Below are 25829 nucleotides of genomic sequence, written 5' to 3'. Positions count from 1 at the left end.
AGCTGTAAATCAAATAAGTTTATAATAATCCACAATTAAAATGTGGATTGTAAAAAGAAAAAAAGTAACAAAAAAAAGAAAAAGGGTAATAGTAGTAATAGTGTCTACTTTTTTCAGGACATGACAAAAAGATTGTTGTTGGCATCCAAAAAACCTGATAGCTGATACCTGATAGCTTACGGCTGACAGTTCCCCATACCATCTTCCCCTCTTTTACGTTAGATACCAAAACATTATATTGCAGGCAATGCCTTCTTCTAACGAAATAAAAGCTTTTATTAAAGGATTTTACTATTCATTCCCTGTACAACTGTTTATGCTGCACCTCAGGCGTTACCAGGTATTTCTCATTTTCTGGTTTATCCTTTTCAGCACGGTCAATGGTGATTTTATGAGCACGTTTGGCGCTGATGCCTTGTTTCTATCTCCTGAATACCTGGGTGAGGTAAACTGGTTGGGTATGGTTATAGTAGGCGCGGCAACAGGTATATTCTGCATGAGCTGGAATATTACCACGTTTATCCTGCACAGTAACCAGTTCAAATTTCTGGCCACTACCTCAAAACCGTTTTTAAAATATTGCATCAATAATGCCATCATCCCACTAACATTTATCATTTTTTATATCGTTAAAAATGTTTTGTTCGATATACATAGTGAACTATTATCAGCAGGCAGAATAATGTTGCTTATTTCAGGTTTTCTAACAGGCATAACAATAACAGTGATCATCGCCTTTCTCTATTTTTTCCGTACGGAAAAATCAATGATGCGTACAATGGAGCCGGTATTTCGCGACCCTAAAGCATTTGCCAAACAGTTTGGCATCGGCGGAAAACATTTTCATGAAAAGGGCATACTGCGTGTGGAATGGTTTTTCAATACAAGCTTTAAGTTGAAAATGCCACGCAATGTTTCTCATTACTCCCAGGAGTTTATTGATACGGTTTTTAAACGTCACCATTTCACCGCGGTAATATCCATCATATTCGCATTTTTGTTTTTAGCGTTATTGGGCATGCTGATGGATAAACCATTTTTTATTATTCCTGCCGCAGCTGCCATTCTCCTTTTTTTTGCTATACTCATTGCCGCATCAGGCGCATTGGCGTATTGGTTAAAAAGCTGGTGGTTCCCGGTGGTGCTGGTAATTATTTTAGTGTTGAATATTTTGTTTGAAAAAGAAATTATTGATCCGCGTAACAAAGCTTATGGTATAAACTATACTAACCGCAAAGAGCGGCCGGTATATAACAGGGATAGCATTATGCAGCTTTGCAGCATACAGCAGATGGAAGCAGACAAGCAGCACATGATTGGTATCCTGGAAAAATGGAAGCATAAACAAACAGAGGAAAAGCCTTTGCTCTATATCATTAATGTGAGCGGCGGTGGTACAAGGTCTGCAACATTTACATTGAATGTTATGCAGCAGCTTGATGCCATGATGCAGGGCAACCTGATGAATAAAACATTTATCATCAATGGCGCATCAGGCGGTATGCTGGGCGCTGCCTATTACAGGGAACTTTTTCGCTTAAAGCAACAGGGTAAATCTATTAACCTCCAGGATAAACGATACACTGAAAACATTTCTAAAGATTTACTGAACGCATTGTTTTCCTCTTTTGTAACCCGCGACCTTTTTGCACCGGCACAGCAATTTGAAACAGAAAAATTTAAATACTCAAAAGACAGGGGATATGCTTTTGAAGAGCAATTCAGCCGTAATACCGACAGAATACTTGATTACCCGCTGAAGAATATTATCAGTGATGAAGCCGAAGCTAAAGTTCCTTTAATGTTCTTTAATTCTACCATCACCCGCGACGGAAGAAAAATGATGATCAGTACACAGCCTGTCAGTTTTATGATGCGTAACTGGCCTGACTCTGCATCGGGCATCAGTTCAGAAGCAGATGCTATTGATTTTGCTGCCATGTTCAGGAAGCAGGATCCTTATGATCTCCGGTTGCTTTCAATACTCCGCATTAATGCCACATTTCCTTATGTGCTGCCTAATGTATGGTTACCGTCTACTCCAATTATTGATGTGATGGACGCAGGCATGCGTGATAATTTCGGGCAGGAATCTTCGCTGCGGTTGTTAAACGTGTTTAAAAAGTGGATTAAAAATAATACCGGCGGTGTTGTTTTTATACAAATACGCGACCGAAAAAGCGGCGAATGGGAAGACGGCTACGAAGACCCGAGTATTGGAGGTATGTTCACCAAGCCTGTTATGACACTTCAAAATAACTGGATGAAAATGCAGGACTATTACCAGGATGAAATGACGGAATACGGCAATAACAGTTTTCCTTTTTCTTTCACCAAAATCACCTTTATGTATACGCCTCTTCCAAAACAAAAAGGCGCTGCATTAAATTTTCACTTAACACAAACTGAAAAACTGGATATCAGGCGTTCGTTGCAATCAGCGGAAAATGCCGCTTCATTTAAAAGAATCACTTCGCTTGAGCAAGGGTCTTCAAAGGGCGTATCAGGCGAAATGCGTTAGGAATAATGCGGATATCAAACGAAGCCGCTGTATCCTTAGGATCTCCGTCTACGTGCAAAGGTGCTGCGCCCGGGTTATCAATTACGAGCTTTGCGGTTTGATAATATATTACTTTGTTTTTTGTATATAAACGCTCTTTTACCTTGCCGTTGGTAATTTGATGAAGCAACGAAAACAATAGTTGCAGCTTACTCATTTTTTGAACAATCACAATATCAAGCTGCCCGTCATTCAGGCTTGCCTGCGGTGCAATGGTAAACTGGTTACCGAATTGATTGCTGTTGGCAATGCTTATAAAAAAAGCTTCGGTATCAACCTTTTTATCATCCGCATTAATCGTAAATGTGTAGGGCTTTGCTTTTAAGAAGTTAGCATATGTTTGCCTGGCATAAGTAATAAGCCCTCGTTTTTTTTGTTGAGCAAAATCGTGCGCTACCTGCGCGTCAAAGCCAAGCCCGCTAAGCATGCAGGAAAAATGCCGGTTAATAACAAATGCGTCAGTCAATACCGGCTCGCCTGAAAAAATATTATCAAAAGCCCTGGCTGCTTTTTTTGAAATGCCGGCGCTCAGTGCAAGCCCGTTACCGGAACCACAGGGAATCAATCCGAAATTTACATTGGTATCTCTCAGGTCATTTACCACGCTGCTGATGGTTCCGTCACCGCCGGCTACCACAACATCTGTAAAACCCTCATGTAAAATTTTTTCTCTTACCTCGTCATATTTCCCTTCTGCATTGGTTGGCAGCAACAGGAATGCTGTTTGCATGGCAGGCATTCTTGTTTCTATAAGCCTTTTTATTCCAGACCTGTTGCCACTACCGGCTATAGGGTTTAGGAGAAATATGATTTTGCGTTTCATGCCAAATACGGTAATCTCGTAAAACGGTGAAATTATTTTAAATAGCGCATTATATGAAAATGTGCAACACTTTTCTTACTGCCGGTGTCAGCTTATTTTACTTACCCAAAACGTATTTCAATATGCAAAATTTTATCCGCATAGTCTTTGCTGTCATGACATTTGCTACACTGGCATTTAGTTGCTCTAAAGAAAAAAGAGCAATTACCTGTGAAGATAAAATGATTGAGAAACTTGGCGCGCAGGTTAACTGCTCAGTGAAAAGAGAGCTTGAGCGGATGGACAATGTATTAGCTAAAGGCAGCTATAAAGGGAGAATAATTTATTTTATGTTTACCGTGTGCCCATCCTGTAATACCGTTCCGCCGCAGGAAGGTTATGTGTGTGGTAAGGATGATAATATTGAAAAGATTGTTATAGATGACTTTCTGAATAACATAAGCAATGTAACAATTGTAAAAGGCTGCGGTGATTAACAGTAAATAAAAAACCGGCAGGAATACCGGTTTTTTATTTAAATATTTTCAGGTAAAATTTATGCTCTTTGCGAAACCTTTTTCCTGCTTTTTAAAGCCTGTGTAATAGAGGCTGATAAATTCTGCAGCGTTGGTTTACCTTCAAAGCGTTCGCCATTTATAAATAAAGCAGGGCCTGTAACACCGGCATCGGCACCTTCCATCTGGTCTTCCCTCACATACCAGCCGTATTTGGAATTCATCAGGTCATCCAGGAAATGTTTGCTGCTCACGCCTGCATCGCGGGCATAACCTTTAAGACTGATCGTGCCGAGTGTGCGCTGATGCTGCAGCAATATTTCATGCATTTCCCAGAATTTTCCTTCCTGGGCTGCCCCAATGGCAGCTTCAGCAGCCTTAAACGAGCGTTGGTGTATTTTGGTCAAAGGAAAATGGCGGAAATTGTATTTTACTTTTCCCTTATATGTTTCAAGCAACTGGCGTACCACATCGTGGGTTTTGGCGGTTTCAGAGCTCTCATAATCACCATATTCCACAATCAGCACCTTTGCATCAGGGTCGCCAACTATTACTTCTTTTGGAGCGATGATCCTTTCTTCAACTTTAAACTTCATATCCTTTCATTTTATGCTATTTATAATGTCAAAACAAGTGCCACATACGTTATAGTGTCTTTAACGGAGTTGTAAATAACCTGCTTTGAAGTTTACCGGCAAACATACGTTTGATTTCCAGTAGATTATTACAATATACAGAAAAATGACATATTGTCTTTATACTGCAACATGGTTTTAACAAAAAACAGGTAGGTTTGGGTGTAAAAACTAGTAATAATACGATGTCTAAAGCCACTAAATCGGAAATTAAGTTCCTGGAAGGCCCTCAGTCAAGATGGGAGGAATTTACGTTTACATTAAAAGTAGTAAGAGAATTTATCAAAGGGTTCAGGGCATTGCATTTTGCCGGGCCCTGCGTAACCATTTTTGGGTCAGCAAGGTTTAAAGAAGATCACCAGTATTATAAACTCACGGAAGAATTAGCAGCGGAAGTAGCTAAATTGGGCTTTACTGTAATGACCGGCGGCGGACCCGGTATTATGGAAGCGGCGAACCGTGGTGCAAAAGAAGTAGGTGGCAAGTCAGTGGGCTGTAACATTATTTTGCCTTTTGAACAAACGCCTAATCCTTATCTTGATAAATGGGTAGACATTAAATACTTTTTTGTACGCAAAACCCTGCTGATGAAGTATTCCTATGCCTTTATAGTAATGCCCGGGGGATTCGGTACAATGGATGAGTTTTTTGAGGCGCTCACGCTTGTTCAGACAAAAGTGGTGCAGTCATTTCCCATCATTGTTTTCTGCAAAGATTTTCATAAAAAACTGATGGAGTATATTGAGCACCTGAAAACAACAGGCACTATTTCGCCGGAAGATATTGACCTGGTATTGCTAACCGACTCAATTGAAGAAGCTATTGCATATCTTAAAATAAAAAGTATTGAGCAGTTCGGGTTGAAATATGCGCAACCCAAACCATTGGGCTGGTTATTTGAGCGGAAGTTTTTCAGGTGAGTACCTTTTTTTTTCCTGTTTCTCTTCAGCATGAATACAACAATTGCAAATCCATTCCAATTCTAAACTTGTGGATATTAATAAAACAGTGTTGAAATCTGCCACAACCCGGAGAGCGTTTCTTAAAACAGCAGGCGTTGGCGCTGTAGCATTAGCGCTACCCGGCTATTTGTCTGCTGCCGGTTATTCACCGCAGCGCAAAGTTAAGATAGGTATTGTTGGCGGAAGATTTGGCTTGAGCTTCTATTTTCATGAGCATCCCGCCTGTATTGTTGAAGCAGTAAGCGACCTGCGGGAAGATCGCAGAAAACTTCTGATGGATACTTACCGCTGTAAAAAAAGCTATACATCATTAACCGAATTGTTGAAAGACAAAAATATTGAAGCGGTTTTTCTTGCTACGCCTGCACCGGACCATGTAAAGCATACAGTTGAATGCCTTAAAGCCGGTAAACATGTTTTATGCGCAGTGCCTGCTGCAATGACGCTTGATGAATGTGATGAATTAAAAAGAACTGTAGAACAAACCGGGTTGAAGTATATGATGGCAGAAACCAGCGTTTACAGGCAGGGCGCTATTTCTGCAAGAAGGTTTTACAAAGAAGCAAGGTTTGGCAACATATTTAGCGCTGCGGCAGAATATAATCACCCGGGGCTGGAGAAATATTATTTTGAAGAAGGAAAACAAACCTGGCGCCATGGCTTTCCGCCAATGCATTATCCTACACATTGCACAGCATTCCTGGTTTCTGTAACCGGAGCAAGATTAACGCATGTAAGCGCTACGGGTTGGGGTGATGATAGCGATCTGCTAAAGCACAACCCTTACAACAACCCTTTCTGGAATGAAACAGCTTTCTTTAATACCAGTCAAAACATTCCATTTCGTGTTGAAGTTAACTGGAAGGGCGCACTGGTTGAAGCTGAAAGAGCAGAATGGCGGGGAGATAAGATGAGTTTTTTTTATCCTGACGGGCGAAGTAAGCAATTTTCTGTAATAAGCGCCGGAACGGCTTTGGGTAAAGATGATGCCGGATTTACACATGCCCACAATGTGGCAGAGCCCTACGAGGTGCCCAAATGGTGGGAAACAGATATGCTGCCTGAGCCATTAAGACACGATAGCGGTCACGAAGGTTCGCATACTTTTATTACACATGAATTTGTGGATGCCATCATCAATGATCGTACTCCCGAAGTAGATGTTTACGAATCCATTGCTTACACTGCTCCGGGTATTGTAGCACACCAGTCTGCCCTTAAAAGAGGGGAGTATATGGCAATACCTGGATTTGATAAGTAAGCTTTTGCTATCGTTTGAAAGCAGCATGATGAAGTCCTGCTCAATTACTTTTTACCCGGGGATATTCCTCTGTTTTTCTGTTAAGGGTATAACTAAAGTCCTCATCTCCTGAAAGCAGATGCCCCCTGGTATCAATAAAAAACAGGATATTGTCGTCTCCTTTAAGCAAATCAAGCGGTCGTGCCCATCCATCAAAACTAATACGGTAAAGAATACGCCCGGATTGCTCTGTAATAATTTGCCAGCTGCCTTTTGCCATCGTTTCTTTTCTATAACCTATGCCACCCATCATGAAATAAGATGGGTTTCCTGTGAGCGTATCCATGTAAAGAAGAATATACCACTTCATTTTATTGCAGTCCTCATTTTTTTCCAGGCCAAGCTGTATAGCCAGATCGCGGCACGGAGTCCTTCCCTCAAAAACCTGCGGATTGGGTGTTACTGATTGTTTGGCTTTCAGATTAAATGCACCTGTATCTATCGGATTAATATTATTTAATGCAAAGCTATATCCCCCGTTTCCAATAAGCATATTACTATTTCTGTCGAGCAGGTGCAATACATTCTGATTTACTTCCAGGATTGAAAGTACTTTGCCTTCATGCTCAAGATGATAATAATACCCGGATTGATTTAATTGTCCTTCAAAAGCTACACTTTGTTCATTTATAAATCCCGGTGTTCCTGGTTTAGAGATGCCATACTTTGCAACAAGCTTAAATCTTGGTGAATTGATTTCTAATTTCCAGCGTATAAAATCAATAGAATCAACCAAAGATATCCGGAAAAACTCCCTTACAACAGCATGCGGAGGTGTGGAACCTACATAAGTTTGGAGTTTTGCGCCCGCCTGACTGCAAATAATCATTAAAAACAGGAGGCAAAAAAAGGCTTTCATAAATTTTATTTTAAGATAGCAACTGTTTTACCACTTCTTCAACAAAATATATCAACTACCAATTTTTTTGACAAACAGGATTATAATAGCAGCAACCGGAATAAAACGGATTTGTGGATAGGATAAACAAAATGGTCATACAGCATATGGTTGTTTATCATCCGGCTCTGTTCCAAACCTTAAAACATGACCGTCGGGATCCTCTATCTGCATTTCGCAGGCCCATGGAAAATTAGTGGGAGCAAGCCTTATCACCACGCCACAGGACCGGAGGTATTGATGAAAAGCGGATATATCCCCGTCAAAACCGATCCATACCCATGTTCCTGAAACGCCCTGCCCATCCCGGCATAAATATAACCCTGTATTGTCGCGGTTAATGCAGGTAAAACTATCATCACCCCATTCAGCATTTTTAAAGCCAAGAATACCAACATAAAATGCCAGGCTCCGGGAAATGTCTTTTACATTCAGAATAGGAGTAATGTTTTCAAGTCTAAAACCTGCTGCAATACTTTCGCCCATATACCGCCGTGTTCAATAGTAATCAATACCAACATTCAATATGCAACAATTACAGTGTTGCATATTTTGCACAATGTCCGTTATATCTCACGCTTCCTGGATTTTGCATTTTATTAATAATGCAAAAATCAGGCTGAATAGTATCTGTTACTATTTATTTTTTGCATTATGTTCTTATAAATCATATGCTGGCATGAAGTTTTAATTATCTAATAATTGTTCACCCAAAAATAATGATCATGAAAAATGTTGCACAGGTAAAACAAGATCAGAAAAAGGGATTCAGTAATTCCAGGCCGCCTGCAAGAGATAAACTTGATAGTCGCGGGGATTTAGAGATTAACGAAAATCCGGCGGTTCATAATAAGAAGAAATTAAGAAAAGGGGTTAAGGATAAGAACAATGACCCGCAGGGCACCCGTTTGAAAAAGTAAGCGCAGTTATTAAGCATAAAAAAATTGCGCAGGTTCAATACGGTAAAGCCTGCGCAATTCTAAAAACATATCTCTCTTACAATAAATGCTTCTCCATCAAATATTCTGCTATCTGCACTGCATTGGTAGCAGCGCCCTTGCGCAGGTTATCACTTACAATCCACATATTTAAAGTATTGGGCTGCGTTTCATCTCTTCTTAACCTGCCTACAAATACCTCATCCTTTTCATGGGCGTCTTTGGGCATTGGATATACTGCATTTGCGGGATCATCAGCCACTATTATTCCCGGTGATTTTGCCAAAAGATTTTTTACATCAGCTAAATCAAAATCTTTTTCAAACTCCACGTTTACACTTTCGCTGTGGCCGCCCATTACCGGTATGCGAACCGTGGTGGCAGTTACCCTGATATTATCATCCCGCATGATCTTTTTGGTTTCATTCACCATTTTCATTTCTTCTTTGGTATACCCATTATCAACAAACACATCTATCTGAGGGATCACGTTCAGGTCAATCGGGTATTTATATGCCATGGGGTATTCGCCATTTTCTCCCTTAACAGATTTGTTTCTCTCACCATGCAATTGCTCAACCGCTTTAACGCCGGTGCCGGTAACGCTCTGGTAAGTACTCACAACAATTCTTTTAATGCCGTATTCTTTATGCAGCGGGTTTAAAGCCACCACCATTTGTATGGTTGAGCAATTGGGGTTGGCTATAATCTTGTCTTCTTTGGTAAGTGCGTCCGCGTTTATTTCAGGTACCACCAGTTTTTTGGAAGGGTCCATACGCCATGCGGAAGAATTATCAATTACTGTTATACCTGCCGCGGCAAATTGCGGCGCAAGCGTAAGGGATGTACTTCCACCTGCTGAAAATATAGCCACATCAGGCTTTGCTGCGATAGCATCTGCTGCTCCCACTACCTTGTACTTCTTACCCTTAAACTCCACTTCTTTTCCTATTGACCTTTCTGAGGCAACAGGGATCAGTTCCGTAACCGGGAAATTTCTTTCTGCAAGAACCTGTAACATTTTGGAGCCTACTAAGCCGGTGGCTCCTACTACCGCAACTTTCATTTTGGTTTGTTTTAATTTTTAAAGTAATGAAAAATAAAAAAGCCCTTCCGTTCAGGAAAGGCCTTGAATATATTTGTCATACAATACACTTCTTAACCTTTCCTCTGGAGGAACTGTTTCTTTGTGCGCTTTGTATGTTTCATTTTTGTCATAAACGGGGGCAAAAGTAATCAGCCTTTATCATTCTTCCAAAAAATAAACTAATCAACCTGTAAATACGTTTCATCAATAACAACTCATTGAGCTTAACCTGTGGTTTATTCAATATTTTTGTATTTGATCAAATCAGCAATTCTATGAGGAAAGGATTTGTTATAACAGCCATAATAGCTATCGTATTAACGGTTATCCTGAGTTTTACCGCAAGCATGTGGTGGCTTGTGGCGCTTGCTTTTGTATTGTTGGTAACCGGTATGGGCGTTCACGATATGAACCAGAAAAAGCATTCTATTATGCGTACGTACCCGGTGCTTGGGCGCATGCGCTATTGGATGGAAGAGCTAAGACCTAAAATGTATCAATACTTTGTGGAGTCAGATATTGACGGCCGCCCTATAAACCGCATTGACAGGTCAACCATATACCAGCGCGCCAAAAAGCAAACGGACACTATGCCTTTTGGAACGCAGTTGAATGTATATGAAGAAGGATATGAATGGATGAGCCATTCTATTGCGCCTAAAGATTTTAATACATTAGATCATAACCCGCGGGTATTGATCGGCAATAAAGATTGCGGACAACCATATTCAGCCAGCATTTTTAATGTATCGGCTATGAGTTTTGGCTCATTGAGCTCCAATGCTATTGAGGCATTGAATGCAGGCGCTAAAATTGGCGGCTTTGCCCATAATACGGGAGAGGGAGGGTTAAGCCCCTATCATTTAAAACCCGGAGGTGATATTATATGGCAGATAGGCACCGGTTATTTTGGTTGCCGGGATGAGCAGGGAAATTTTTCTGCTGAAGTATTTAAAAAAACGATTGATAAGCCGCAGATAAAAATGGTGGAACTGAAATTATCGCAGGGTGCAAAACCCGGGCATGGAGGAATTTTACCAGCCAAGAAGAATACGCCGGAAATAGCTGCCATCCGCCACGTTGCGCCTTACACTACTATATTCTCGCCGCCGTATCACAGCGCTTTTCATCATCCTAAAGGATTAATACAGTTTATACAGGAACTGAGAACATTATCAGGGGGAAGACCAACCGGGTTTAAATTATGTATCGGCAAAAAAAGTGAGTTCATAGGTATTTGTAAAGCAATGGTGGAACTGGATATATACCCTGATTTTATTACCGTAGATGGTGGCGAAGGCGGAACTGGAGCCGCGCCCCAGGAGTTTTCTAACTATGTAGGCGCTCCTTTAATGGACGGGCTTGCTTTTGTACATAATATGCTGGTTGGTTTTGGTATCAGGCATCACATCACGATCATCGCTTCCGGAAAAATTTTATCAGGCTTCCATTTGCTGAGGGCAATTGCACTTGGTGCAGACGCCTGTAACAGCGCAAGGGCGATGATGATGGCACTGGGTTGTATACAGGCATTGCAGTGCAATACCAATAAATGTCCTACCGGTGTGGCAACACAGGATCCGGAACTTACGGTTGGGCTGGTTGTTGAAGACAAAAAGGTACGTGTAGCCAACTATCACGAGGACACAATTAAAACATTCCTTGAGTTAACAGCCGCTGCCGGGCTTGATAATTATAAGCAACTTACCCGCTCGCATATTTACAGAAGGGTATTTATGAATGAAATGAGAACATTTGAAGATATATATCCTTCTCTTAAACCTGGATGCTTTGTAAATGGTGAGATTCCGGAGAAGTATAAGCAGGATATAGAAGCAGCGAGTGCGGATACATGGTAAGGGGATGTGGGCTATCAGCTTTCAGCAATCAGCTATTGTGCGGATTTATATTCACATTTCGCCTGTCACATATTACGTTTGCTATTCACCATTGCCCTATTTCAACCGCTTAACCTTCACCATCTCAATCCGGGTATCGCTCACGTTAATAATATCAAATTCGTAGCTGTCGATTATTATCCGGTCTTTTATTTTGGGGATCATTTCATAATTGCTGATGATAAAGCCGGATAAGGTTTCTGATTCGGTTTCTTCAAAATCGAAATGGTATTTTTTATTGAGATAATCAAGCTCAAGCCTTCCGGAAAAAATAAATTCATTTTCAGATATCTGTTTTTCAACAAACCTGTCGGTGTCGTATTCATCACGGATCTCTCCAAAAATCTCTTCCAGCAAATCTTCCATTGTTATAATGCCGGCTGTGCCTCCAAATTCATCTACCACCCATGCTATAGTCTTGCGCTCTTTGGTAAATTTTGTAATAAGGTCAGATGCACTCATGCTTTCCGGAACCGCGGGAATAGGCAATAATATTGACTTTATATCAGCAGGGTTTTTGAAAAGCCCGAGCTGGTGAATATATCCCACAATATTGTCTACATTATCTTCATACACTATTAACCGGCTTAGCTTGGTCTCTATAAACCTGCGTTTAACTTCTTCTATTGGCGTTGTAATATCTACAGCGTCAATCTCTTTCCTTGGAATAAGGCATTGCCTGATCTTAACAGAAGGCAATTGAAGTGCATTCTCAAAAAGCTGTGTATTCATGTCCTGCGATCCATCACTCTGGTCTTTATTCTGCTGAACAAATGTTTCAAGATCAACAGGATTAATGGCAGGCTTTTGATCAGATATGCGGATATTAAAAAGATATTTCAGTATCCACTCTGAAGCGTTTACAAACAGGGAGGCGATAGGTGAAAACAATCCATGAAAAAAGTCGAGAATACCCATTTGGGCAAAAACAGATAAAACAGAATCATTCTTTGCCCTGAAAAACGCCCTGAAAGAAAACTGTACAATTAAAATAATAATAGTTGATAGTAATGTTTCAAATATCAACCGCATGTATTTTATATATGCGGAAAAAGTTGAGGTAATATGTCGTTCTATCCAATCCCATAATGGCGACAAAAACTCGCCTACCAGCAATCCGTATATAACTATGGTAAGGGTAAGTCCCAGTATAGCAGTACCAATAAATTTTACGGGCTGATCAAGCAGTTGCGATAAGATTTTACCACTGCGTAATCCCTGCTTTCTTTTTAATTCAAAAGAAAATTTATTGGCAGATACGAATGCCACTTCAATCCCGGCAAAAAAACCAACCAGGAGCAAAGTGAAAACAATACCTACTATTTTTAATACATCTACATTATTCATCTATTCCAAAAATAACAAATTGGTGAAACAAAAGGAAAACTATATTCTGTAAAATATTGAGATATATATTGTTATATACCCGGAGTTGCAGGGATTTCGCTTTTAGAAAAAACTGTTTGCGGGCATCGTCATTTCGACCGCGCAGTACGAAGGCTATGCTGTAATCGCTTTTACGCGCGGGATTCAAAATGAACGATCACCGTTTGCATTTCACTGCCAGCACTAATACAAAGTGTATGACTATTCAACTTAAAAGCGAAATCCCTGCCGGGAATAGTAACGGAACGGGAATAATTATAGTGTGAACAAAAGGATAAATCAGCTATTGAGATAATTTATGATAATCTCCTCCGTTTCGGCGCAGGCCGCATTCAAATCTTTATTAATAACAATATGATGAAAATGATCTTTAAACGATAGTTCATAGGAGGCTTTATTCACCCTTGCAGCCAGTGATGCTGCGGTTTCTGTTCCCCTGCTTTGCAGGCGTTTCTTTAATTCATCTACCGAGGGCGGTTGTATGAAAAGCGACAGGGAGCAATCCGGGTACCGCTCTAAAATACGCAAGGCGCCTTTTACATCAATATCCAGCACAGGCATTTTATTCATATTCCAGATACGCTGTATTTCTGATTGCAAAGTGCCGTAATATTTTCCCTCGTAAACCATTTCCCATTCCACAAATTCGTTTTGATGTATCTTTTGTTTAAACTCATCTTCGCTCATAAAATAATAATCCCTGCCGCTCACTTCCTTCTCTCTCGGTTTACGCGTAGCCGCAGACACAGAAAACGCGAGTTGATCAGGATACTTTTGTAGCAGGTAATGAACAATAGAGGTTTTACCTGCACCTGAAGGTGCCGTTATAATAATTATTTTATGATTGTTTACTGCCATGCTTTCCTATTATATTCTTTTTATCTGTGCGCCCAGGGCGGTTAATCTTTTATCAATATACTGGTAGCCCCTGTCAATTTGCTCAATATTCTGAATAATGCTTTTGCCATCCGCGCTCAGCGCCGCGATCAGCAAAGAAACACCTGCGCGTATATCAGGGCTGCTCATAGTGATACCGCGAAGGCTTTGTGATCTTCCCAAACCAATTACGGCGGCACGGTGCGGATCACACAAAATAATCTGTGCGCCCATATCAATCAGCTTGTCTACAAAAAACAGGCGGCTCTCAAACATTTTTTGATGAATAAGCACTGAACCACGCGCCTGTGTGGCTATAACCAGCATTATACTGATAAGATCTGGGGTGAAGCCAGGCCATGGGTGATCGTAAATGGTCATCACAGACCCGTCAAGAAAAGTTTGAATTTCATATACTTCCTGTGCGGGTATATGTATATCATCTCCTTTAAACTCCAGCTGAATACCAAGCTGCCTGAATTTTTCCGGTATCTGCCCCAGGTGCTCAATACCTGCATTTTTAATAGTGATATCGCTTTGTGTCATGGCCGCCAATCCTATAAAAGAGCCTACTTCAATCATATCCGGCAACATGCTATGTTCTGTTCCGCCTAGATTGTCAACACCTTCTATTGTCAGCAGGTTTGAACCAATGCCATTGATTTTCGCTCCCATGCGTACCAGCATTTTACACAACTGTTGCAGGTAAGGTTCACAGGCGGCATTATATATGGTGGTTGTGCCGCTTGCCAGCACGGCAGCCATTACTATATTTGCGGTGCCGGTTACAGAAGGTTCATCGAGCAGCATATATGTTCCTTTCAGCTTTTCGGCTTCAAGGTGAAAGAATCCATCCTCAGGGTGATAGTTAAATGCCGCACCTAATTTTTCAAAGCCAATGATATGCGTGTCGAGCCTGCGGCGGCCTATTTTATCACCTCCTGGTTTGGGAATGAATGCTTTTTTAAACCGCGCAAGTAATGGACCTGCCAACATAACGGAGCCGCGTAAACGACCACTCTTTTTTTGATATGCCTCACTGCGTAAATAATCAATGTTTACATCATCAGCTTTAAAGGAGCAGACATGCTGGCTGATGCGGTCAACCTTAACATTCATATCCTTCAGCAGCTCAATCAATAAGTTTACATCGAGTATATCAGGTATGTTACTGATGGTTACTTTCTCGGGTGTAAGTAAAACGGCACTGATAATCTGGAGCGCTTCGTTTTTAGCGCCCTGTGGGGTTATTTCACCGTTTAGTTTTTTGCCTCCGGTAACTTCGAATGCATTCATATTAAAAAAGAATGTTTGCAAATATAAAACCCCGGGAATTCCGGGGTTATTTTATTTTTTGAGAAGTATATTTATTTAAACCTCTTCTTAAAATGTTTACCGTTATTTTTATTATTCCTGTCGTTGCGGCCATTGCCATTGTTTCTTTGCTGAAAATTATTCTTCCCTCCGCGCTGATAGCGGCCACTATCCCTGTTATCCCTTTCACGGAATGCTTTTACAAAAGGTGTGTTGGTAAACTCCAACTGCCCGTCTGTAATAGCGTTTAGCTCATTACGTATAGCATCATCATGCACCAGCTCTTTATGCCAGGTATTATAGGCAAGCTTCATATAGTAAGCGATAGAATTTGCAAATCCAGACTTCTTTTCAGGATTTTCTTCTTTCAGCGCTTTATTAATAACCAGCTCAAGATTTTTACCCAAATGGGAATATTTTGGATATTTCTTGGGGTAAGCAAGCATTTCAGGTTTTGCCTTTAATGTTTCGCGGGTAGGTATAGGGTAGGGGCTTTCAACATCCAGTTTAAAATCAGATATCAAAAAAAGATGATCCCATAATTTATGGCGGAAATCCTCTACGTTTTTTAAATGTGGGTTAAGAAAACCCATGAGTTCAATCAAAGCCTGCGCGTTTTTTTGCCTCCGCTCCTTATCTTCTATGGATATTACATAGTCGATCATTTTTTGAATATGCCTGCCATATTCCCGCATTATCAGGTGATTTCTTGTTGTATTATATTCCATGTAGCTTAAATGAGAAAAACAAAAATACGAAAGAGTTGGCAACTTTAAGTACCAACTCTTTCTATAATTTAACGAAGATATGTTTACTTTATGATAAGCCTGCTTACCTGTTGTTCTTTTGTTTTAACATCTATTATCTTCAGGAAATATACACCAGAAGCGTACCTGCTGTTAAACTGCAGTGCTCCCTGGCTTGTTCCGTTCAAATTTAAGCGGCTTGTTTGTACCACCTGCCCGGTACTATTTATAAGCTGCACCTGTATATTATTTTGCCTGGGCGTTCTAAACTGAAGGGTTACTCCGTTGGTGGCAGGGTTAGGAAATAAAGAAAGATTAGTTTGTAATTCATTGTTTGCATCAACCCATTTAATGGCCGTATATTTTACTTTTCCGGCAGCGTCTGTTTGTTTTACACGGAAATACAGTTTACCTGTTACTCCTGCTGGGCGCTCATGATCAAACATATATTTTACAACCGTTGCAGGATTTTCAGGCTTCTTGCTCTGCATACTTCCTATTGTGGTAAAATCTACTCCATTGGCACTCATTTCCACGCCATATAATATATTATTCTCTTCGTTTTCCTTGGTCCAGCTTAATGCTATACTACTATTTTCAGAAGCCTTGGCAAAAAACTCCAGTTTACCAGAAGGCAATACAGAATTGGTACAATAGGTATAAGTAATGCTCATACTGACATTGGTAGCCATTGTAATAACATTGCTCCCTACATGTGAACCAACACTACGGTAAGTAAATTGCGGGTAGATATCGTAAATCACAGCAGTCATACCGCCACCTATGTAGCTGGAAAATGCACTTGCCGGTATGGTTGTATTATAGGTTGTGCCCGCAGGAGGCAGAAAAGCACTTCCTCCCCATATATTAGTGTAATCACTATTTATTTCCCACGGTGGGAGTAAAGAAGGATTATAGCTTGGACCAACCAGAGCATCCGGAAAATTAACTGTGCCATCATATACTTCATCGGTACCAATGCCAGGCAGTGTGATCTCATCCGTTCTTTGAAATACGATCCTGGTAAAGTTGTTTGCAAAGTCGTCTGCATTTATAAGCTGTAACATGGTAAACCCATCAGTGGTCAAATTAAATTCCGCACCAATCAAAGTTCCCATAGATGGGTTAAATTGAGGAAGATAATAAGTCTCGTGCTGCGTTGCAGGTGGACCACCAACATTGTATGTAACCGTTTGGGGGCTGCCTGTAGCACACTGTGCATTAACACTCTTATTAAAGTTTAATAAAGCATAAACTATAATTATGTAAAAGTGTAGAGATTTTAGCCTCATAGGAATTCATTTAGGTTTACAATAGGTATGGATAATATTTTTCCGGTGTTTTCCATTTTGCCTGCGGTCAGACCGGTTAACTTTGCCCCATTCACGCTTCAATGCTCATGGCTCAGTTTAAAAACGGCCTTATTCACCTATTAAAACACCCATTTATTCGAATAATTGTATGCTATGGACGTAATGATAAGCCTATCCCGGCGATTTTTAACAAAGGACAACAACAGCAGTACCCTGGTAGAAAATATTATAACCACCATATGCAATCAATACCCCGGTGCTCATTTTTACCTGTTATCTTATGATAATAAGCAATACAAATTTTCATTGCCAGGCAATGTGCAAACAATAATTGCAGCAATTCCTTTTTTTTTGAGCCCCATAACAAAGTGGATATATCAACGTCAACTAAAAGCACTGGTTAAAAAGTTCAATGCTCAGATATTACTCCATATTAATGATTACATTCCTGTAAATGCAGCAACAACCTATTTGCTGCTCACAAGTGTTACAAACAGTAAACCAGACCAATTAAACAAACCGGATAGAATTATCACATCTTCCCTTTCCATTAAAAATGAACTTGTAAAAAACAACATTGATCCATCACGGATAAGGATTATCCAACCAATGGCTCTCAACATATATCAACCCCTTGATTGGGATACACGTGAACAATCAAAAAAATATTTTTCTGAGGGGAAAGAATATTTTCTTTTTAACGCCTCAGGAGCATCTCATACAAATTTCCTGAACGTATTGAAGGGTTTTTCGACCGTAAAGAAATGGCTTAAATCGGGTATAAGATTGATTATCGTTAATATGGAAACGGGAAAGCATACCGAGAATTTGCTTAACACCTATAAATATAAAAGTGATATAACAATATCAGCAGCAATAAGCAAAGCTGATTATCCCAAACTAGCCGGGGCGGCATTGGCGTTTATATACTTACCCCAATTTGATAGCAATGGTCTGCCATTGGTTGAGGCAATGCAATGCGGTGTGCCTGTAATTACATGGCATAACAATATTTTTTTTGAGTTAGGCAATGATGCTGTTTTATATGTTGAACCGAATAATGAGCAGGATATTGGCGAAAAAATGATGAAAATATATAAAGACGAAAAAACCAGGACAGTATTAATCCAAAAATCCCTGTTGCAGCTGCAAACATTAGCAACGCATAATACAGCCGCTATATTGGAATAATACCGGATTCTTAAGGAAAGAAATCCCTCCTTACATTTGCAGCTTATTTATAAATACAATGGAACAATCAAGAATTACTATTGATGTAAAATTAGATCATGATAAAATTCCGCAGCAAATACTTTGGAATGCTTCTTCAAGCAGCGCGGAAGATGCCCAGGCTGCCAAAGCAATGATGCTGGCTTTTTGGGATGGCAAAGAAAAATCTGCATTGCGTATTGATTTGTGGACAAAAGAGATGATGATGGATGAAATGGGCGATTTCTTCTATCAAACCTTTATGACGATGGCTGACACATATAACAGGGCCACTCATCAGAAAGAGCTGGTTGATGATCTAAAAAAATTCGCAGCAGACTTTTATGCCAGGTCAAGAAAATTGCTGGAGAAATAATAAGCCGTAGCTTTATTTATAAACTATCATTCTAAATTTCTACCGTATGTCACTGGAACAAACTATAAATGATAAATTGAAAACTGCCATGCTGGCTAAAGATGAAAAGGGGCTTCGCGGATTAAGAGCTATTAAGGCAGCAATTATAATTGCTAAAACCGCTGAAGGTGCAGGTGGTAAGATTTCAGAAGCAGATGAAATAAAATTGCTTCAGAAACTGGTAAAGCAAAGAAAGGATTCTCTTGAAATATATCAACAGCAAAACAGGCCTGAGCTTGCACAAAAAGAGCAGGAAGAGATTGAAGTAATTGAAGCATTTTTACCCAAACAGCTTGGTGAAGATGAGTTGAAAGAGGTATTGAAGAAAATAATCGCGGAAACCGGAGCTTCTTCACCTGCAGATATGGGTAAGGTTATGGGGGCTGCAACCAAACAATTATCGGGGCAGGCAGATGGTAAGGCTATCAGCGCAATGGTCAAAATACTGCTGTCAAACTAATGGCGTTTCTGTCATTTCACCTTCAACCTGAAACTTGTATTAATACCATATGTGGCTTGATATAGTTTTTATAATAATCTTAATTGCCGCTGTAATAAAAGGAATCAGCCGTGGCATCATAATGGCGATTTTCTCCTTTATAGGTTGGTTTATCGGTCTTGCAGCAGCCTTAAAACTATCTGCATCACTTGCCGCCTACCTGCAGGACCACACAGCAATAAATAGCAAATGGTTGCCTTTACTATCTTTTATTATCGTATTTGTAATAGCCGTTTTACTTGTGCAACTGGCAGGTAAGGCAGTAGAAAAAATATTCACCATTTCATTATTAGGATGGGTAAATAAGCTGGGGGGTGCATTACTTTATGCGGCCATGTATACGCTGGCTTTTAGTATTATACTTTTTTTTGCAGAGAAAATGCATTTGATAAGTGAGGCTACCGCTTCATCCAGCAGGGTATACGGTATGCTCAGCGGGCTGGGGCCATCTGTTATAGAAGCCATAGGCACGATTATGCCTTTTATTAAAAATTCATTTCACGAGTTGGAAAAGTATTTTGAAAATGCAGGTAAGAAAAGAAGCCTGATCTGATTTTATTGCTCCGGTTTCTTTTCAATTTTTATAGAATCAGCCTTGTTATCACCACTGCTGTCCTGCGAAGCAGGAACGCCCGAAAACTCGGAGTCTGAAACAATAAGTCTTCCGTCAATAGTTTGAAAAAGCTCTATTTTCTTAAAATCCTGAGAAGCCTTAAGTCCCTTTGTTGCAGGTATAATAGTGCCGTCTTTTTTTGTGATCTTAGCCGGCTTATCAGTATAAAACACCTGTTTATTTTGATCCCACCAAAGCTCCTCACACCTTACTGTGTCCTGTTTTGTTAACTGAATAGCAACCACACTATCACGCAGGTAAGCTTTGTTCTGTCCTTCAATATATCTCCCATACTTAGCATCTACAATGCTCTCCACCTGCATGGTCGAATCAAAAAAATCTATATGAAGCGAATTAGGAAACTCAACTCTCGGTAATGTATCCTGGTAGCGGTTCATTACTGGTGCGGTAAGCTTGGAACGCACTTTTCCAGCCTGGCTGTATAGCAACTCAACTTTTTTTGCTTCATCAACACCCATTTTTCTTTTTGCACGCTCACGCAAAACATTTTCATCGTTTTCGCAGGCTGCTAAAAACATGCAGCACACACAAATAAAAAGGGGAAGAAAAGAAATATAGTTGTTTCGGTCAGACATTATTGATAAGTGCGTTTTATAAACCAGATATCACTTAAAGAAAGCCCGACAGCAATGCGGTAAAAGCTTTCCCGGAGCGAATTGCTTTTATTGCCACGGGCGCCGATTTCAAATGCGGTATTTATGCTGGTATATTGTCCGGTATAAAGGCTATATCCATATTTACGCACAGGAAAGGATGCTCCGAACGTTACGGCATAAGTAGGCAGGTTTTTGTTAACCGTTACATAATCCGGTCCTACATAAAAACCGGCGCGGTACTGAACCTGTCCCCAATAGCTGTTGCTTTTATAGTTAGGGATGAAGTTTGTACCCAGGCGGAATACCCAGGTATTCTTAACATCGTCTTTGGTATCATAATACCTGTAATCTGCCCACTGGGCAATATTATATTCGGCGCTAACAGACCATGCCAGCTCTTTCTCTATTGAAATAGCAGCGCCATAAGAAGCAGGCATTATAATTTTACCCTTATCATCAGTAGAGTAATAAACACTGTCTTTCATGATTTCCCCATAAGTGGAATTCACTACATATGTTTCACGCCTGATATCTCGTGTGGCATTCAGATTACTTTTCAACTGTGCAAATGCGCCAAGCTTTAATAATACGCTTTTACTTATATGGGTAGAGTACTGAACACCGCCATGCAGGAATACGCCACCAAAATGCGTACTATCGGCCCATTTTCCTCTCTCGTAAAACACTGTATCATTAACCAGCGAACGCTGTGTTACATAATTTTTACTGCCGAACGCATATCCAAAATTAAAACCAGCTGTAAAATGCTTGCTGCCAAAACCGGTACCTACATACGTTTGATAAAGACCACCATCGCCGGTATAATTTGTTTGCACACTGTCTATACCAGGCAAACGTTCATTTTGCTGAAGCTGGTAACTGATGCGTGTCACGGGACGGATGCCTATATTCATTCCCCAGTTTCTTTTTTTTGCCAGGGGAAATCCAACCTGTATATAAGAAGGAATAATATAGCCCGACCTAAGCGTACGAACAGGATCAACAGCCCGGAGTGTTCTGCCGGTATAATCCAAACCGACATCAAACGTGGTATATTTTAAACGTGCATAAGACGCGGGATTTGTAAAATTTACTGTGACAGGGTCGTAATAAGTTGCTGATATACCGCCCATTGCGCGGTTAACGATATTTTGCCCCGGAAGAATATCTCCAAGTCCATACCGGGAATATGGCGAGTTTTCCTGTGCCAAAACATTATTGTTTACTGCTGATAGAACCAAACTGAAAAAAACCAATCTTCTGCAGTTAGTTATTATACTCACTGATTGCATACAAGCCTTTATAGATTAATTGAGGGTCTGCAAATATCTTATTTTTCATCAGTTGAGCAAAATAGGGTGAATCGCCCCCGGTTAAAAGCACGTTAAAGTTGCTATATCGTTCTGAGTATGCGTCAATTATACCATCAATTTCTTTTGCCATTCCTAATATCACACCACTGGTTATATTGGTTCTGGTATCATAACCAACCAATGGAAAATTCCAGTCTGCCTTTACCAGCGGCAATTTAGCAGTATAATCTCTTAATGATTTCAACCTCATTTCCATGCCAGGAGATATGCCGCCGCCTAAAAACTGCCTGTATTTATCTATAAAATTATAAGTAATACATGTTCCCAAACCAATTACAAGATTATGCCTGCCCGGAAAAAACTCCACTGCCGCAGCACAAAGCGCTAACCTGTCCGCACCAATCGTTTCAGGTTTTGTAACAGGAGCTGTAAACGGCAAAGTAGTGGTATTAGAAAGCAAATGAAACTTTGAATAATTGGCTAAGATGGTTTCAACCTCTTTGGTATGCTCTATTACAGAAGAAAGAATGGTTTTGGCAGGCGATGTTTCTTTCATCAGGTTGGCTATGGTAGAAGGCTCTGCGTCGGGTAAAACTTTTTCATATTGCAACGACCTATCATTGAATACTGCGTATTTAAGACGTGTGTTTCCAAAATCAAAACAAACGGTTATCATTTTGAGCAGTTTGGGTTTATAAAAAATGCATAAAGAGATCAAAAATCACAGGGATTTCGCTTTTAAAAGAAACCGTTTGCAGGCATCGTCATTTCGAGCGAGCAGTACGAAGACTATACTGTAATCGCTTTTACGCGCGGGAGAGCTTTTCTCACCGAAGGTAAATCTGCCGGGACCGTACTAATGCTCAACATTTGCTCTACTGCCCAACGGACCTGCCTGCCGGCAGGCAGGTTTCTCTCCCGCCGCAAGACACTTTAATTAATTTCAACGTACAGGCGGGACCGAAATGACAGGCGCCGTTTGCATTTCACCACCAGCACTAATGCAAAGTGTATAACGATACAACTTAAAAGCGAAATCCCTGTCAAAAGTCAGATAAATAATCCATTTATTTAATAAACATTAATTTTGTAATATCTTTTTCTTAATTCGATTTTCTTCCACAGACTGTTTGCCAGGAAACCTTTTAAAAACTGTAGCTGCATTTTACACAAAGCATGGCTATACAAAAACTTAGGTTAAATGCATCTTATCAAAACTATGACAGCAGAACATCAACGACTTTCCGTAAACGCATCAAGAAAAATACCACTGGAGCAATGGGGACCATATTTAAGCGAAAGACAGTGGGGAACAGTAAGGGAGGATTACAGCAGCAATGGTGATGCCTGGAATTATTTTCCTTTTAAAGACTCGCACAGCAGAACATATAAATGGGGTGAGGACGGATTGGCAGGTATTTGTGACTTTTTTGGAAACCTGTGCTTTGCCATTGCATTATGGAATGGAAAGGATAAAATACTAAAGGAAAGATTATTTGGATTGGGTAACAGTGAAGGCAATCATGGTGAAGATGTAAAGGAGCTTTATTACCAGCTTGATAATATTCCCACACATTACTATATGGAATACCTGTATAAATACCCGCAACAGGCATTCCCTTATGATAAACTGGTGCAGGAAAACCGTTCCAGGTCGCGGACGGAGCCTGAATACGAAATATTGGATACCGGTGTATTCGACAAAAATGAGTACTTCGACGTACTGACCACTTATGCCAAACAAAGTCCGCAGGATATCGTAATTAAAATTGACGTAACCAACCGCGGACCCAAAGCTGCACCTATAACGGTATTGCCTACCCTATGGTTTTATAACCGTTGGAGTTATGTTGGTTCAGATAAAAAGCCTGGTATCAGCTACCTCAGCAAAACTGCGGTAAAAGCAAACCACCATCGCCTGGGAACCTATTACCTGTATTTTCAAAAGCCGGATGATTGCTTTTTTACAGAGAATGAAACCAATATGGAAAAAATTACCGGCAAGCCTAATGAAACGCCTTTTGTAAAAGATGCTTTTCATGACGCGGTTATTGAAGGGAAAAACCTACAGGCATTACGCGATAAAAAATCAGGCACAAAATGCTCTCCTGTTTACAAATTGAATATTCCTGCCGGAGCTACTAAAACTATTTACTGCAGGCTCAGCAATAAACTTATTGAAAACCCTTTTGCTGTTGGCTTTGAAAAAATATTTACCACCCGCAAAGAGGAGGCAAATGATTTTTATGCCGCTATTTTACCTGCCGGTATGGATGCTGATATGGCAACCATACAGCGCCAGGCATTAGCAGGATTATTATGGAGTAAACAATATTATCATTATGATGTAGAACGATGGCTCACTACCGGCGATGGTATAACACCGGTTAGTGACACCAGGAAGCATGGGCGCAACAACGACTGGAAACACCTGAAGAACCAGGACGTTATAGCCATGCCTGATAAATGGGAATACCCCTGGTATGCGGCATGGGACCTGGCATTTCACTGTATAGCAATGGCGGTAGCCGATCCTTGTTTTGCTAAACACCAGCTACTCCTGATCATGAGGGAATGGTATATGAAACCCGATGGCCAGTTGCCTGCATACGAATGGAATTTCAGTGATGTAAATCCCCCGGTACAAGGATGGGCGGCTTTGCAGGTATACTATATTGAGAAGAAGAAAGAAGGCAAAGGAGATATATTGTTTTTGAAAAAAGTTTTTCAGAAACTGCTGATCAATTTTACGTGGTGGATGAACAGGAAAGACGTAAAAGGCAACAATTTGTTTGAAGGAGGGTTCCTGGGACTGGATAATATCGGCGTATTTAACCGCAGCTCTCCTCTCGGCAGTAATATGCATCTTGAACAGGCCGACGGCACAAGCTGGATGGCTATGTATGCGCTGAATATGATGGATATGGCTTTGGAAATAGCCATTCATGATAAAGCTTTTGAAGATACCGCTACCAAGTTTTTTGAGCAGTTTGTATTGATCGCTGAAGCACTAAACGAACATGGTTTATGGAATGAAGACGACAAGTTTTTTTATGATACCCTTTCCATTGCCGGCTCCCAACCATTGCAATTGCGCATTCAGTCTATTGTTGGGTTAACCACATTATTCGCAGTATCTAATATTCAGAAAAAATCACTGGATAAATTAGACGATTTTAAAAAGCGGATGACATGGTTTGAAAACTACCGCAAACGCAATAACTTATTTTGGCCTAATGAAGATCGTAATGATGGAGAGGTTGTACTGCTGTCTCTCCTGCCAAAAGAAAGACTGGTGTTTTTGCTAACACGTTTGCTGAACGAAAGTGAGTTTTTATCTGAAGGTGGTATAAGGGCGCTCTCAAAGTACCATAAGAATAATCCTTATTCCGTAACCATCAACGGCACGTCCTATAATGCCCAGTACGACCCCGGCGATTCAACCTCAGATTTTTATGGAGGAAACTCCAACTGGCGCGGGCCGGTATGGATGCCGATGAATTATCTCGTTATTCAGTCAATCAGGAAATACGGAACTTTTTACGGGGAAAATCTTACTGTTGAATATCCTACAGGCTCAGGTGTACAGTTAACATTAGGTGAAGTGGCTGATGAACTTACGAGGCGCGTGATAAGTTTATTTAAGAAGAATGATAAAGGCGAACGAAAACTTTATGGTGAATACAACTGGTTTTATAAAAATCCCGGCAATGAATCGCTTGTATTATTCTATGAATATTTTCACGGTGACTCAGGTAAAGGATTAGGTGCCTGCCACCAAACCGGCTGGACGGCCCTTGTGGCAGAACTTATAAACGAACTGCATCACAGCACCGCTAAAACAGATCTTGCCTCCGAAGCTGTAGCCGCAGAAAGATTGGCCAAACTGAGGAAAACTGTGGAGCAAGCAGATGAAATAGAATAAGCAGCAGG

The 25829-nt window shown here is 40.5% G+C and carries 24 protein-coding genes; 11 read left to right on the top strand and 13 right to left on the bottom strand.

The features are described 5' to 3' along the window. Window positions 1-247: 247 nt before the first annotated feature. Window positions 248-2521 (top strand): hypothetical protein, encoded by a 2274-nt coding sequence (locus DC498_RS23195; protein ID WP_116876540.1) that lies wholly within the window; start codon window positions 248-250, stop codon window positions 2519-2521. Here DC498_RS23195 and DC498_RS23190 read toward each other — a convergent pair. After that, a complete protein-coding gene (locus DC498_RS23190) occupies window positions 2469-3383 on the bottom strand; it encodes a diacylglycerol/lipid kinase family protein (protein ID WP_116876539.1) in 915 nt (304 codons plus the stop codon). The two genes, DC498_RS23195 and DC498_RS23190, sit on opposite strands and share 53 nt — an antisense overlap. A gap of 122 nt (window positions 3384-3505) precedes the next feature. On the opposite strand from DC498_RS23190, the gene DC498_RS23185 reads away from it, so the two are divergent. Then, the gene (locus DC498_RS23185; protein ID WP_133176959.1) at window positions 3506-3859 is read left to right on the top strand and encodes a hypothetical protein; all 354 of its coding nucleotides are present in this window, start codon (window positions 3506-3508) and stop codon (window positions 3857-3859) included. Window positions 3860-3918: 59 nt separating this feature from the next. Here DC498_RS23185 and DC498_RS23180 read toward each other — a convergent pair whose 3' ends face one another. Beyond that, on the bottom strand, window positions 3919-4473 hold the full coding sequence (locus DC498_RS23180) for a DsbA family protein (RefSeq protein ID WP_116876537.1): 555 nt from the start codon (window positions 4471-4473) through the stop codon (window positions 3919-3921). A 224-nt stretch (window positions 4474-4697) separates the two neighbouring features. Between DC498_RS23180 and DC498_RS23175 the strand changes: the two genes are divergently transcribed. Together DC498_RS23175 and DC498_RS23170 are read left to right on the top strand one after the other, a co-directional pair. Further along, a complete protein-coding gene (locus tag DC498_RS23175; RefSeq protein ID WP_116876536.1) occupies window positions 4698-5432 on the top strand; it encodes a TIGR00730 family Rossman fold protein in 735 nt (244 codons plus the stop codon). Window positions 5433-5502: 70 nt separating this feature from the next. After that, window positions 5503-6735, top strand: a complete 1233-nt coding sequence (locus DC498_RS23170) for a Gfo/Idh/MocA family oxidoreductase (RefSeq protein WP_206197730.1) — start codon at window positions 5503-5505, stop codon at window positions 6733-6735. Between the two features lie 40 nt (window positions 6736-6775). Here DC498_RS23170 and DC498_RS23165 read toward each other — a convergent pair whose 3' ends face one another. Beyond that, complete coding sequence (locus tag DC498_RS23165; RefSeq protein WP_116876535.1) at window positions 6776-7633, bottom strand: hypothetical protein; 858 nt, start codon at window positions 7631-7633, stop codon at window positions 6776-6778. 135 nt (window positions 7634-7768) lie between these two features. Then, entirely contained in the window at window positions 7769-8158 is a 390-nt protein-coding gene (locus DC498_RS23160) for a VOC family protein (RefSeq protein ID WP_116876534.1), read from the bottom strand. Between the two features lie 239 nt (window positions 8159-8397). On the opposite strand from DC498_RS23160, the gene DC498_RS23155 reads away from it, so the two are divergent. Next, complete coding sequence (locus tag DC498_RS23155) at window positions 8398-8592, top strand: hypothetical protein (RefSeq protein WP_116876533.1); 195 nt, start codon at window positions 8398-8400, stop codon at window positions 8590-8592. 76 nt (window positions 8593-8668) lie between these two features. Here DC498_RS23155 and DC498_RS23150 read toward each other — a convergent pair whose 3' ends face one another. After that, the gene (locus tag DC498_RS23150) at window positions 8669-9676 is read right to left on the bottom strand and encodes an aspartate-semialdehyde dehydrogenase (RefSeq protein WP_116876532.1); all 1008 of its coding nucleotides are present in this window, start codon (window positions 9674-9676) and stop codon (window positions 8669-8671) included. A gap of 296 nt (window positions 9677-9972) precedes the next feature. Between DC498_RS23150 and DC498_RS23145 the strand changes: the two genes are divergently transcribed. Next, entirely contained in the window at window positions 9973-11556 is a 1584-nt protein-coding gene (locus DC498_RS23145) for an FMN-binding glutamate synthase family protein (RefSeq protein WP_116876544.1), read from the top strand. Between the two features lie 96 nt (window positions 11557-11652). On the opposite strand, the gene DC498_RS23140 is transcribed toward DC498_RS23145, so the two are convergent. From DC498_RS23140 to DC498_RS23115, 5 genes are all read right to left on the bottom strand, one after another. Next, window positions 11653-12942, bottom strand: coding sequence for a hemolysin family protein (locus tag DC498_RS23140; protein ID WP_116876531.1), 1290 nt, complete (start codon window positions 12940-12942; stop codon window positions 11653-11655). A 318-nt stretch (window positions 12943-13260) separates the two neighbouring features. Then, window positions 13261-13839, bottom strand: a complete 579-nt coding sequence (gmk, locus tag DC498_RS23130; protein ID WP_116876529.1) for a guanylate kinase — start codon at window positions 13837-13839, stop codon at window positions 13261-13263. Between the two features lie 9 nt (window positions 13840-13848). Then, window positions 13849-15153: a UDP-N-acetylglucosamine 1-carboxyvinyltransferase gene (gene murA / locus DC498_RS23125; protein ID WP_116876528.1), complete on the bottom strand. Its 1305-nt coding sequence runs from the start codon at window positions 15151-15153 to the stop codon at window positions 13849-13851. Window positions 15154-15224: 71 nt separating this feature from the next. Next, on the bottom strand, window positions 15225-15899 hold the full coding sequence (locus DC498_RS23120) for a DUF4290 domain-containing protein (protein WP_116876527.1): 675 nt from the start codon (window positions 15897-15899) through the stop codon (window positions 15225-15227). A gap of 83 nt (window positions 15900-15982) precedes the next feature. Continuing rightward, window positions 15983-17209 (bottom strand): choice-of-anchor E domain-containing protein, encoded by a 1227-nt coding sequence (locus tag DC498_RS23115; protein ID WP_116876526.1) that lies wholly within the window; start codon window positions 17207-17209, stop codon window positions 15983-15985. A 174-nt stretch (window positions 17210-17383) separates the two neighbouring features. On the opposite strand from DC498_RS23115, the gene DC498_RS23110 reads away from it, so the two are divergent. Genes DC498_RS23110 through DC498_RS23095 form a run of 4 tightly spaced genes read left to right on the top strand, consistent with a single transcriptional unit; the run spans window position 17384 to window position 19906 of the window. After that, window positions 17384-18421, top strand: a complete 1038-nt coding sequence (locus DC498_RS23110) for a glycosyltransferase (protein ID WP_116876525.1) — start codon at window positions 17384-17386, stop codon at window positions 18419-18421. A gap of 58 nt (window positions 18422-18479) precedes the next feature. Then, window positions 18480-18815, top strand: coding sequence for a gliding motility protein GldC (gene gldC, locus DC498_RS23105; protein ID WP_116876524.1), 336 nt, complete (start codon window positions 18480-18482; stop codon window positions 18813-18815). Between the two features lie 46 nt (window positions 18816-18861). Continuing rightward, the gene (locus tag DC498_RS23100) at window positions 18862-19314 is read left to right on the top strand and encodes a GatB/YqeY domain-containing protein (RefSeq protein WP_116876523.1); all 453 of its coding nucleotides are present in this window, start codon (window positions 18862-18864) and stop codon (window positions 19312-19314) included. A 49-nt stretch (window positions 19315-19363) separates the two neighbouring features. Continuing rightward, a complete protein-coding gene (locus DC498_RS23095; RefSeq protein ID WP_116876522.1) occupies window positions 19364-19906 on the top strand; it encodes a CvpA family protein in 543 nt (180 codons plus the stop codon). A 2-nt stretch (window positions 19907-19908) separates the two neighbouring features. Here DC498_RS23095 and lptC read toward each other — a convergent pair whose 3' ends face one another. From lptC to DC498_RS23080, 3 genes are read right to left on the bottom strand one after another with little or no spacing between them, the layout of a single operon-like run. Next, a complete protein-coding gene (lptC, locus tag DC498_RS23090) occupies window positions 19909-20562 on the bottom strand; it encodes an LPS export ABC transporter periplasmic protein LptC (protein ID WP_116876521.1) in 654 nt (217 codons plus the stop codon). Further along, the gene (locus DC498_RS23085; RefSeq protein WP_133176958.1) at window positions 20562-21794 is read right to left on the bottom strand and encodes a hypothetical protein; all 1233 of its coding nucleotides are present in this window, start codon (window positions 21792-21794) and stop codon (window positions 20562-20564) included. The genes lptC and DC498_RS23085 overlap by 1 nt, the downstream gene beginning before the upstream one ends. Window positions 21795-21849: 55 nt before the next feature. Beyond that, window positions 21850-22572: a type III pantothenate kinase gene (locus DC498_RS23080; protein ID WP_116876519.1), complete on the bottom strand. Its 723-nt coding sequence runs from the start codon at window positions 22570-22572 to the stop codon at window positions 21850-21852. Window positions 22573-23115: 543 nt separating this feature from the next. Here DC498_RS23080 and DC498_RS23075 point away from each other — a divergent pair. Further along, entirely contained in the window at window positions 23116-25821 is a 2706-nt protein-coding gene (locus tag DC498_RS23075; RefSeq protein WP_116876518.1) for an MGH1-like glycoside hydrolase domain-containing protein, read from the top strand. The last annotated feature ends 8 nt before the right edge of the window (window positions 25822-25829 follow it).

This window comes from Terrimonas sp. (assembly GCF_003075435.1).
In the GTDB taxonomy this organism is placed as follows: Bacteria; Bacteroidota; Bacteroidia; order Chitinophagales; family Chitinophagaceae; genus Agriterribacter.
This window is presented reverse-complemented; position numbering and strand designations above follow the sequence as displayed.

Coding starts and splice junctions, on each gene's coding strand:
- DC498_RS23195 (WP_116876540.1), top strand. CDS start 248: ATGCCTTCTTCTAACGAAATAAAAGCTTTTATTAAAGGATTTTACTAT.
- DC498_RS23190 (WP_116876539.1), bottom strand. CDS start 3,383: ATGAAACGCAAAATCATATTTCTCCTAAACCCTATAGCCGGTAGTGGC.
- DC498_RS23185 (WP_133176959.1), top strand. CDS start 3,506: ATGCAAAATTTTATCCGCATAGTCTTTGCTGTCATGACATTTGCTACA.
- DC498_RS23180 (WP_116876537.1), bottom strand. CDS start 4,473: ATGAAGTTTAAAGTTGAAGAAAGGATCATCGCTCCAAAAGAAGTAATA.
- DC498_RS23175 (WP_116876536.1), top strand. CDS start 4,698: ATGTCTAAAGCCACTAAATCGGAAATTAAGTTCCTGGAAGGCCCTCAG.
- DC498_RS23165 (WP_116876535.1), bottom strand. CDS start 7,633: ATGAAAGCCTTTTTTTGCCTCCTGTTTTTAATGATTATTTGCAGTCAG.
- DC498_RS23160 (WP_116876534.1), bottom strand. CDS start 8,158: ATGGGCGAAAGTATTGCAGCAGGTTTTAGACTTGAAAACATTACTCCT.
- DC498_RS23155 (WP_116876533.1), top strand. CDS start 8,398: ATGAAAAATGTTGCACAGGTAAAACAAGATCAGAAAAAGGGATTCAGT.
- DC498_RS23150 (WP_116876532.1), bottom strand. CDS start 9,676: ATGAAAGTTGCGGTAGTAGGAGCCACCGGCTTAGTAGGCTCCAAAATG.
- DC498_RS23145 (WP_116876544.1), top strand. CDS start 9,973: ATGAGGAAAGGATTTGTTATAACAGCCATAATAGCTATCGTATTAACG.
- DC498_RS23140 (WP_116876531.1), bottom strand. CDS start 12,942: ATGAATAATGTAGATGTATTAAAAATAGTAGGTATTGTTTTCACTTTG.
- gmk (WP_116876529.1), bottom strand. CDS start 13,839: ATGGCAGTAAACAATCATAAAATAATTATTATAACGGCACCTTCAGGT.
- murA (WP_116876528.1), bottom strand. CDS start 15,153: ATGAATGCATTCGAAGTTACCGGAGGCAAAAAACTAAACGGTGAAATA.
- DC498_RS23120 (WP_116876527.1), bottom strand. CDS start 15,899: ATGGAATATAATACAACAAGAAATCACCTGATAATGCGGGAATATGGC.
- DC498_RS23115 (WP_116876526.1), bottom strand. CDS start 17,209: ATGAGGCTAAAATCTCTACACTTTTACATAATTATAGTTTATGCTTTA.
- DC498_RS23110 (WP_116876525.1), top strand. CDS start 17,384: ATGGACGTAATGATAAGCCTATCCCGGCGATTTTTAACAAAGGACAAC.
- gldC (WP_116876524.1), top strand. CDS start 18,480: ATGGAACAATCAAGAATTACTATTGATGTAAAATTAGATCATGATAAA.
- DC498_RS23100 (WP_116876523.1), top strand. CDS start 18,862: ATGTCACTGGAACAAACTATAAATGATAAATTGAAAACTGCCATGCTG.
- DC498_RS23095 (WP_116876522.1), top strand. CDS start 19,364: ATGTGGCTTGATATAGTTTTTATAATAATCTTAATTGCCGCTGTAATA.
- lptC (WP_116876521.1), bottom strand. CDS start 20,562: ATGTCTGACCGAAACAACTATATTTCTTTTCTTCCCCTTTTTATTTGT.
- DC498_RS23080 (WP_116876519.1), bottom strand. CDS start 22,572: ATGATAACCGTTTGTTTTGATTTTGGAAACACACGTCTTAAATACGCA.
- DC498_RS23075 (WP_116876518.1), top strand. CDS start 23,116: ATGACAGCAGAACATCAACGACTTTCCGTAAACGCATCAAGAAAAATA.